Annotated in this window: 8 protein-coding genes; 6 read left to right on the top strand and 2 right to left on the bottom strand. The window is 40.4% G+C overall.

The window, feature by feature from the left end; translation table 11 throughout:
- The 5 genes from ACTHJT_RS14550 to ACTHJT_RS14530 form a co-directional block, all read left to right on the top strand.
- Positions 1-418 (top strand): hypothetical protein (locus ACTHJT_RS14550; protein WP_440239472.1); only part of this gene is annotated, 418 nt, incomplete at its 5' end.
- Positions 419-466: 48 nt separating this feature from the next.
- Entirely contained in the window at positions 467-1192 is a 726-nt protein-coding gene (locus ACTHJT_RS14545) for a DsbA family oxidoreductase (protein ID WP_440239470.1), read from the top strand.
- Positions 1193-1500: 308 nt separating this feature from the next.
- A complete protein-coding gene (locus tag ACTHJT_RS14540; RefSeq protein WP_440239468.1) occupies positions 1501-7596 on the top strand; it encodes an alpha-2-macroglobulin family protein in 6096 nt (2031 codons plus the stop codon).
- Between the two features lie 135 nt (positions 7597-7731).
- Positions 7732-8745: a J domain-containing protein gene (locus ACTHJT_RS14535; RefSeq protein ID WP_440239466.1), complete on the top strand. Its 1014-nt coding sequence runs from the start codon at positions 7732-7734 to the stop codon at positions 8743-8745.
- Between the two features lie 39 nt (positions 8746-8784).
- Complete coding sequence (locus ACTHJT_RS14530) at positions 8785-9321, top strand: hypothetical protein (protein WP_440239464.1); 537 nt, start codon at positions 8785-8787, stop codon at positions 9319-9321.
- Positions 9322-9394: 73 nt separating this feature from the next.
- On the opposite strand, the gene efp is transcribed toward ACTHJT_RS14530, so the two are convergent.
- Positions 9395-9958, bottom strand: a complete 564-nt coding sequence (gene efp / locus ACTHJT_RS14525; protein ID WP_440239462.1) for an elongation factor P — start codon at positions 9956-9958, stop codon at positions 9395-9397.
- 178 nt (positions 9959-10136) lie between these two features.
- Between efp and ACTHJT_RS14520 the strand changes: the two genes are divergently transcribed.
- Entirely contained in the window at positions 10137-10601 is a 465-nt protein-coding gene (locus ACTHJT_RS14520; protein ID WP_440239460.1) for an SRPBCC family protein, read from the top strand.
- On the opposite strand, the gene ACTHJT_RS14515 is transcribed toward ACTHJT_RS14520, so the two are convergent.
- Positions 10598-10933: DUF6526 family protein (locus ACTHJT_RS14515; RefSeq protein WP_440239458.1), on the bottom strand; the 336-nt coding region annotated here is incomplete at its 5' end. The two genes, ACTHJT_RS14520 and ACTHJT_RS14515, sit on opposite strands and share 4 nt — an antisense overlap.

The raw sequence follows: 10933 nt of genomic DNA, 5'->3' as shown, positions 1-10933 counted from the left end.
TGGGGGGCCGCACCCCGACTATGGCAGTACAGGTTATACCTTCAATATGGAAACAGGTAAGCAGATGCAGCTCACAGACTTTTTATTCTTCGGAAAAACAGAAGCGGATTATTCAAGCAATGATTCTTACAAACTTGGAGTTGATGTGATGGGTCCGAACATTGTAAAAGTACTGAGCAAACTTTATCCGGAAGAAATGAAAAAACAGGATGATGAAGATCCGGATGAACCATGTGATTACAGCACGCCGGATGTATGGGATTCTGCGGCCTGGAACCTGACTGAAAATGGCTTATATCTTTATCCGTATTTCTACCGGTATGCCCGCAACTGCGACGGTGCAGAATTTTCTGTCATTCCATACAAAACACTGGAAAAATATAAAAATCCAAAAGTTGTGATTCCGATGACATATTGAACTGATTCTACCTGATTTTTGTAGTATGATAGAATAAAAGAGAATTCCATGGAAAATAAAATGAAAGTAGAAGTATGGAGCGACATTATGTGTCCGTTCTGCTATATCGGAAAACGCAACTACGAAGCTGGCTTAAAGCAATTTGCAGACAGCAACAACATAGAAATCATCTGGAAAAGTTTTCAGCTGGACCCAACCATTCCGCAGGAAACCGATGGAACAGAAAATGTATATGAATACCTGGCAGCCCGTAAAGGCATGAGCTACGAACAATCAGTACACATGCACGACAGTGTAGTTGCTACAGCAAAAAAAGCCGGACTCGAATACAACTTCGATAAAGCAGTGATTGCAAATTCATTCAACGCCCACCGTATGATCCAGCTCGCAAAGACAAAGGGCTTAGGCGATGCTGCGGAAGAACGTTTATTCTATGCCTATTTTACTGAAGGTAAAAACTTTGGTAATACAGATGTATTGATTGAACTGGGGAAAGATATTGGCTTAACAGAAGCGGAAGTAAAAACTGCCTTAACGGATGATATCTATGCCTACAAGGTAACACAGGATATCCAGGAAGCACAGCAGTTAGGCATACGAGGTGTCCCGTTCTTTGTATTCGACCGCAAGTATGCGGTTTCAGGTGCGCAGCCTCCACAGGCCTTTTTAGAAACTTTGGAGAGATCCTTCTCCGTATGGCGCAAAGAAAATCGTGTATCTCCCTTTGAAGTATCCGAAGGACCTTCGTGTACAACAGATGGTATATGCGAATAATTGATTTATAATCTGTGATTAAATAAACAAACGCCGGTCAATAACCGGCGTTTTATATTTTATACCATAGATGCCGAATAGAACTTATTGCCGCCTTTGTGTTCTTTGTAGTTAATAAAAATGTTTCAGAGTTAACATTGTAATTCAAGCAGATACATTATTCTGGTTATATCAAACCAATTACATTTTCTTAATCGTAAACTCCCGGCAGCATTTTTGCTTTTCTGCTTCAGGATATGGAACTTAACCTCGTATTCAGTCCATACGTTAAGCATATGGCGGAATCCGTAAACTATAATCTGAGCTTTATGAGATTTTTAACATTAACCATTTTATCATTCTTTACACTTACTCTTGCAATGGCACAAACCGATGGTATGCAACAACGCTGGGAAAAAATTGATTCTTATTTAAATCAATCGCTGCCCAAATCTGCCTTAACAGACCTGGAAAAAATATATAAGGAATCTAAAGAAAAAAATGATGCAGACAACCAGATCAAAGCCCTGATCTATATGATGCGCTGCACAGACATGACGGAAGAGGATGCCTTTGAAAAAGACATTGCTTTTGTTCGTAAAGAAATAACAACAGCTGCATTTCCGGTAAATGCTGTACTTCAATCCATGCTGGGCGAAATGTACTGGCAATATTTTCAACGCCGCCGTTACAATTCTGACATCAGTGCATCTACAAACGTTGATGATAACGATATTCAAACCTGGGATCAGAAAACCATCCTGCAGGCATCTATCCAGGCGTACCATGCTTCCCTGAAGGATAAAGAGAAACTGTTGACTTATCCAACAGATAACTTCAGGCATGTTATTTATTCCAGTATTTATCATACCTATACCACGAACCTCTATGATTTCCTGGGAAGAAAAACATTAATCTTTTTTCAATCTGCGGAAGCAGGCATCAACAGACCAGCTGAACAATTCAATCTGAATAATACAGCCTATTTTTCTCTTTCTGCAGAATTCGTAACGCTGACGATTGAAAGCAAAGACACGTTGAGTACGCATCTGTATGCTATGAAGCTGATGCAGGATCTTGAAAAGATACATCTGAAAGATACGGACCCCAGTATCCTCACGGATCTTGTAATGACGCGATTTGCATTTGTTGCAGCTAATTCCGGGCTTTCCAATACCGATGAACTCCGTCTGAATACCTTATCAAAATTGGAACAATCCTGCCTGAAGTATCCGGTTTCAACAGAGGTAAGCTATGCCATGGCTTCTATCTGGCGCGAACGTGCCTCAAACATGACAGGCTTTAAAAACAGTCCGGCTTATCCCGATGCCAATCTAACAGCTATACAGATATGTGATGCTGCCATCAAACGTTTCCCGAATTCATTGGGTGCACAAAATTGTGAAAGTTTAAAATCGAATATTTACAGTCCTTCGCTGGCATTGACCATAGAAGAAGTTCATATTCCACAGACACCATTCCGCATACACGTTGCATACAACAATGTTAAAACGGTATACATGCGTGCGATCCGTTTAAGTGTGGCGGAAGCTGAAAAGCTTAAAAACGATCTGCAATATAATTACGATGCCGACAGGTTTGACCATTTTAAACCCTATCTTGAACGCATACCAACAAAAAAATGGTCAGTAGATCTTATACAGGATCCACAGCTGCGCGAACACAGCACTGAGCTTGTTGCGGAAGCACTGTCTGAAGGTATTTATCTACTGATTGCTACAGATGTTACAAAGATTGAGAAAAACAAAGCCTTTTTTGCCTATGCATTTACAACCATTTCCAACATCTCTTATGTTTCACGCATTAGAGAAGGGAAAGCCCAGATATATGTATTGGAAAGAAACACCGGCAAACCGATCAAAGATGCTCAGGTGAGTGCATTCATCAGTGATTATGATTATCAGAGCAAAAAGAACCGTAAAAAAGTTATAGGCACTTATACCACTGATGTGAATGGTTATGTAGAAGTAACCGGGCAAAAAAACAGTTATTCCAATTATGTGCGACTGGATATCAGTACCAAAAACGATCGACTGATTAACGACAACCGGAACTCATACGGATTTTATCTGTATTCCGATGAGCGCTATTACAACCCGACGGAAATACAACCTGCGACCTTGCTGCTCTTCACAGACAGATCTATATACAGGCCCGGACAAACCGTTTATTTCAAAGGCATTGTATACAACGGTGAAAAAAAGAACAACTATTCGGTCATTAAGAATTATCCGGTAACAATTTCTTTCTACGATGCGAACGGAAAAGAAACATCCTCACTGGAATTAACCACCAATGAATTCGGTTCTGTACAAGGATCTTTCACAACACCGGTTGGTTCACTGACCGGGCAAATGAGCATTGGAAATTATATGCAGCGCGCATACTTCAATGTAGAAGAATACAAGCGCCCGAAATTTGAAGTAAAAATACAACCGCTTACCGAGCAGGTCAAGCTTAGCCAGGAGGTTCATGTAAAGGCTGAAGCCAAAGCCTTTGCAGGAAATGCAATTGATGGCGCGCAGGTAAACTACCGTGTGGTACGCCAGATACAGCTGCCTTACTGGTATACTAAATACTGGACAAACATCAATACGGCAGAAACGGTAATAACAACCGGCACAACCGAGACCGATGTAAACGGAATGTTCAACATCAACTTCCAGACCCTGCCCGATGCTTCCGTTTCTGCAGAAAGCAAATCAACATTCTCTTACACCATTTATGCCGATGTGATTGATATCAGCGGTGAAACCCATAGCGACCAATATACCATTGCCATCGGCTATTCTTCATTGACCCTCGGAATACAGACACCGGCAGTAGTTGAAAAAGGAAAGCCTGCAACCATTACGGTATCGGCGACCAACCAAACCGGCGAACCGGAATCAGCCAACGTCCGGATTAGGATATTCAGATTACAGCCCCCTGAAAAAGTTCTGCGTCAGAGACTTTGGGAAACACCGGATAAGCCACTCCTTAGCGAAGAAGCATTCCGTAAATTATTTCCTGAAGATGAATATGCGAATGAAACAGCCGTTGAAAATTTTCCGCAGAAATTAATTTCCGAAATAATAATAAAAACAGACTCGGGTAAAACAGCTCCATGGAATATTCCTGACAACTGGGAAAGCGGACAATACCTGATCCTGGCGACGGCGCCGGATAAAGACGGTGTGGAAAGTGAAACACAACTCCTTTTTCAAAAAATGGATCCCGCAAGCAACAAATTAGCTGTTGTCGTGCCCCTGTTTGCAAGGGTTACGAAGGAATCATTCCAACCGAATGAAAAAGCAGTTTTTGAAATCGGCTCATCGTTCTCTGATGTACACGTACTCTGCGAGATCGAACGCAACGGTACTATTATTCGAAAAGAATTCCTTTCACTCAAAAATGAAACGAAAAGAATAGAACAACTGCTCACCGAAGAAGACCGCGGCGGATTAAGTGTACAGTATATCTTTGTTCACAACAGCCGTGTATATGGAGGTACAGAAAACATCAACATACCTTTCACAAACAAAGAGCTGGACATTCGTTGGGAAACATTCCGCAGCAAGCTACTACCCGGACAGGCAGAGCAATGGCGATTGATCATTAAAAAAAGTAACGGAGAAAAAGCAGCCGCGGAATTTCTGGCTACAATGTATGATGCATCACTCGATGCCTTTGTCAAACACAACTGGTTCATGAATCTCTACCAGTATAATTACGGGCGACTAAGCTGGATGAATAACCATGATGGTTTCGGAACAGAAGGCTTTGAAGTATGGGATAACCACCCGTCTGAAAAATACATCTCACAGAAATATTACGACCATTTCAACTGGTTTGGTTATTCTTTCGGATATCATTACGGCGGCTACCGCAACGGCGCATTGAGAATGAAAAAATCAGCAGCGCCAGGAAGTGCTGAAGAAGTTATGTACGAGAAAGAATACGACATGGCACCAGCTCCTGCCATGTCTGCCATGACAGAAGGTACACTTGCGGTAGCAGATTCTGTTATTGTTGGAAATACAAAACAGGATTATAAAACTTTGGCCTCTCCAAAAGAAGAGCAGCCGGAACAGCCTGCCATCCGTAAGGATTTCCGTGAAACAGCATTTTTCTTCCCCGATCTGAAAACTGATGCGGAAGGAAATATCGTATTGAACTTTACCGTACCGGAAGCATTGACCCGTTGGAAAATGATGGGGCTTGCACATACCAAAGACCTGAGCTATGGCTTAACACAACAGGAAGTAGTTACACAAAAAGAGCTGATGGTTATACCCAACGCACCGCGCTTCTTACGTGAAGGTGACGAACTGGTATTATCCGCTAAAGTAACCAACCTGAGCGGCGGTCCGCTAACAGGCACCGTACTACTGCAACTGTTTGATGCCGCTACCATGCAGCCAATTGATAAAGAACTGGGCAATACAGAGCCATTAAAACCATTCGGCAATACAAACACTCCAAGCGAAGTTAAAAACTGGTCGATCAAAGTGCCGGGCAACTTCCAGGCAATTGTTTACCGTATCGTTGCAACAGCCGGTAAGTACAGCGATGGCGAGGAAAATGTAATTCCTGTATTTTCTAACAGGATGCTGGTAACCGAAAGCATTCCAATGGTTGTAACAAAAGGACAAACCAAAACATACAATCTGGAAAAACTTGGCAGCCACTCATCCAATACACTGGTTAATCACAGACTTACGCTGGAGTTTACACCCAATCCGGTTTGGTATGCCGTACAGGCTTTACCTTACTTAGCGGAGTATCCATATGAATGCGCGGAACAAACGTTCAGCCGCTATTATGCCAACGCACTCGCAGGTTTCGTAGCCAATAGCAGTCCGGAGTTTAAGCGTATGTTTGAGTTATGGAAAAATCTTGAACCGGAGGCATTGCTTTCAAATCTTGAAAAAAATCAGGAACTGAAAATGCTGTTACTGGAACAGACACCATGGCTGCGTGCTGCAGAAAATGAAACCGAACAAAAAAGACGTATTGGTTTATTATTCGACCTGACCCGCATGAACAGCGAACTTGACCGCGCGATCGGAAAGCTTGAACAAATGCAGTTACCAAGTGGTGCATTCCCTTGGTTTACCGGTATGCGCGAAGACCGATACATTACCCAGCATATTCTGATTGGTTTGGGGCACCTGAAGCATTTGGGTGTACAACAGCGACATGAAGATGAGATCAGCGACATCACACGCAAGGCTCTTCAATACAGTGAGGAACGATTACTGAAAGACTACCAGGAATTATTGAGACGTGCGAAAGTTGATAAGCTGAAGCTTGAAGATGTTCGTCCGTCTTCTCTTGAAGTACATTACCTGTATGGAAGAAGCTTCTTTGAAACCAAAGCTGAAGGTGAACTTGCAACAGCTGTACAGTTTTACAAAAACCAATCCCGTAAATACTGGACGGAATATGCACTGTATGAGCAGGCATTGATCGGACTTGCTGCTTACCGTGATGGCGACACACAATTATCTGAACTGATTTACAAATCCTTTAAGGAGCGTGCCATTGTAACGGAAGACAAAGGCATGTACTGGAAAACCAATCCGGGCTATTACTGGTACGAGGCACCGATCGAGCGCCAGGCAATGCTGATCGAGTTCTTTGAAGAAACAGCGAAAGACCGTTCTTCAGTAGATAACATGCGCTTCTGGTTACTGACACAAAAACAAACGACACACTGGAAAACTACCAAAGCAACCACTGAAGCTTGCTATGCCTTGCTGCTTAACGGTACTTCATGGTTGACAGTTGATACTACCTTAAGTGTTGAAGTTGCGCATAAAAAAGTAGACTTCCCGGAAAATAACATCAATCCTACCCTTACAAAGGTATGGGAAAGCAAGGAAATCAAACCGGAGATGTCTAAAGTAACGCTGAGCAAACAAGGTGAAGGCATCGCCTGGGGAGCTTTGCACTGGCAGTATTATGAAGATCTTGACAAAATCACGACACATAAAAACGATCAGATCCAATTGACCAAAGAACTGATGCTGGAAGTACAGACTCCGAGTGGTACCATGCTTACTCCTGTAACAGCTGCTACTGCTTTAAAAGCCGGAGACCTTGTAAAAGTAAAACTGGTGATCCGTTCAGACCGTGACCTGGAATATGTACACGTGCAGGATATGCGTGCCGCGGGCTTCGAACCGTTGAATGTATTATCCGGTGCTAAATGGAAAAATAGTTTCGGTTATTATGAAAGTACCCGCGATGCGTCAACCGATTTCTTCATCGGCTTCCTGCCAAGAGGTACCTATGTATTTGAATACAGCTTGCGTGTAAACAATGCCGGTAATTTCTCCAATGGAATTACCAACATTCAATGTATGTACGCACCAGAATTCAATGCGCATTCACAAGGCATACGGGTTGAGATCAAGTAATGAATTCATTTTCGCTCTTTGCGCCCCTTGCGGCTAAACTCCTTTTCTTACTTAACCGCAAAAGTCTCAAAGAGTGAAAAATTAAAAAAACATTTTACTATAATTGGACCATTGAAAGTGGCCTATCTACATTTCATGCATAAATCAATCGACAGCTACTACAAAGTTTTAGAGATAAGTTCCGATGCGTCAATTGACGAAATAAAACATGCATATAAAAGAAAAGCAAAACAATTGCACCCGGATAAAAACAAAGGCGTTGACGCACACGAGCAATTCATTCTAGTTACTGAAGCGTATGAATTTTTAAAAACCTACAAAACTGGTAAACTAAAAAATTCAACAAATAATACATTCAATTCAGAATGGGAAACTCAAAAAGAAAAAATAAGAACCAAAGCAAAGCAGTATGCAGAAATGCAATACGAAGAATTTAAGAAAACAGACCAGTATAAGAATGTACAAGCTGCCAATACTGTTATTCTACACCTCTACTTTTTTTCATCAGTTATTTTAATTATGTCTCCTTTATGGGGATATATTTATAAACAGTGGTCAGGATTCTTTGTAGGATTATTTGTTGCATTTATTTCTATCCAATACTGGGCTGGCATATTTACAGAAAAAATTCCTCTTAATTTAGCTTCATTTTTTCAATCACTTTTGCGTGTATTCAAAACACATGCTTTTATCTATACAGTAATCATTTTATTAAATCTGTATATCTTTTTCAATTTTACCCTAAACACCCAATTAACTATCTTCTCCATTGCATTACTTGGGCTTTTATTGTATTCCGGCGCATACTTCTTTCATAAAATTCTGCAAACAAATAAAATTTCCAAACGAGTATTATTCCTACTTATCATACCAACTCTATTCAATATTTTTTTCCTTATAAATTTCACTTTTTCTTCCAATCCAGAAATTGAAACCTACACCTTTGTTTATGAGCAGGATATTGGCCGAAGAGGACACATATCCAAAACTTCTTATATCCACCTGATAAATGATCAGTATGAGGAATACCATTGGTTCAGAATGTTCTTCGATCTTAATCCAACAAACAACAAAAGTAAAATCACGTATGTATTTGAAGATGGCTTATTCGGATTACGGGTATTGAAAAGCTATGTATTCAGTCAATAAATTAAAAAAACAGAGAATAACACTTATTTAAATTCTTCGATGAAAAACAATCTGATCATAAAAGGTCGTTTTAACCCTTTTGATAAATCCTTACTCTGGATAGCCTTTAGTGTGATAGTACTTTTTATATTATTATGCCAAAGACTCTCTTCAGATGCTCCGATGATGATAAATAATAAATTGATTAGAGAAATAGTAGTCTGTTTATTTTTTGCAGGATTTTCACTTTTATCTTACTGGAGAACCTCAGCAAGATATTATTTCTATGAATTAGCCTCTGATAAAATTATTACAAGAAATATTCTTAAAAAATATGAGCGTACTTTTTTATACGATAACATCATCAAAATTAAACTGATTGGAAATCTCGAGTTTCCTGTGTTATATAACAACACCATTCACATCATCTATAACGAAAAAAACGTCCAAAAATCTTATACGTACCAATCCATACAACTTGAAACAAAAGACTGGCAGGAATTAATTACAGCACTGCGTGCCCGGAACATTGTATGTGAAGATACGCACAATAATTTTTTCCGTGACAGTGATTTAAATAATCACAACTATCAATAAAATTTCCAATAAAAAAGCGTGGTATGTTTCCGTTTGAAACATACCACGCTTTTTTATTTAATATATTCAATATTTATTTCACACGTTCCACATATTCGCCTGTTTCTGTATTGATGCGAAGCTTATCACCAACTTCAACAAACAATGGAACCTGAATAGTAATACCACCCTCAACTTCAGCAGGCTTTAAGGATTTAGAAGTTGAATCTCCTTTGATTCCATTCTCAGTATAGGTTACTTCCAGTTCAACATGTTTCGGAAGTAAGCCATCCAGCGGCTGATCGTCGTCGTCAAAGCGGATCGATAGAATCATCTCTTCTTTGATGAATTTAATTGCATCACCAAAAGCTACTTTAGGAACAGAAATCTGTTCAAATGTTTCCTGGTTCATGCAAACCAATGAATCACCTTCTTCATACAGATACTGCATTTCAACTATCGCCACACGAACAATATCCACCTTCTCGCCGGACCTGAAACGCACTTCACTTTGCTTGCCCGTTTTCACGTTGCGGCATTTTAATGAATAAATTGCATTGCCTTTTCCGGGCGTAATATGATCGTAACTTAATACCGTTAGTAATTCACCATCCTGCTTGAAAAAACATCCTCTTGAGATATCTGAAGTAGTTGCCATTGTTTTGATTTAAAATGAAGGGTTAAAGGTATTGACAGATTCCGAGATTGACAAATTAATTCTCCAGAAAGCACTTTAAAAAACTATTTATTAACGCTTTACATCAAAACTGAAACACGCTCTTTTCAGAATAGCTGGTTATTTGTTTATTTGTTGTAATAACTCCACATCGATTCTCATGGCTATTATTCGTTTAGAAACATTTATACAGGCTCCTGTTGAAATCTGCTTTGATGTTTCAAGAGATATTGATGTGCATATAGAGTCTACCAAACATACAGGAGAAACAGCTATAGCAGGCACCACTACCGGTTTAATCGGTTTGGGAGAATCTGTTACCTGGCGCGCCAAACACCTTGGAATCTGGCAGACGCTCACTACCCGAATTACCGCCTACAACCATCCCGTTTACTTTGTGGATGAAATGACGCAAGGCGCATTTGCATCCATGAAACATGAACATATCTTTGAAGCCAAAGATTCGGGTACACTTGTTACAGATATTTTCCGGTTTGAATCTCCACTGGGTATATTGGGCTTATTTGCAAATAGCCTTTTCCTTACCAGGTACATGCGCACCCTGCTCGTACATAGAAATGAAGTGATCAAAACTGAAGCCGAACGGCAAGCTGCACAAATTTAAGCCCGCATATAATCAGGTTTCCAGTATTTAATGGATCTTTTTATATGATCCGGAGACAGTTTTTCGCTGATGGTACGTTCTGTCAGTTCCACAAATTCTTCATCGGAAGCAAAACGCAAGGCAGCCAGCTGTCCGAATGATAAAGGCTCAATAAGCGTATCCAGACGCTTATTTGTACTGGCAAAATAGCGGTAATATACTTCAAGACGTATGATCCGGTTTTGATTGTTCAGCGCGTAATGCTGGCGCATCATAAACGACAGGGCTGCCAGCAGCAAAAACAAACCTGTAAACGCCAGCCAGATCAACGCATCATCCGGTTTACTGAAGAT

Origin of the sequence: Cytophaga sp. (assembly GCF_051961495.1) — a bacterium.
In the GTDB taxonomy this organism is placed as follows: domain Bacteria; phylum Bacteroidota; class Bacteroidia; order Cytophagales; family Cytophagaceae; genus Cytophaga.
Note: the sequence above shows the minus strand (reverse complement) of the source record. Positions and strands in the feature narration are given on the sequence as shown.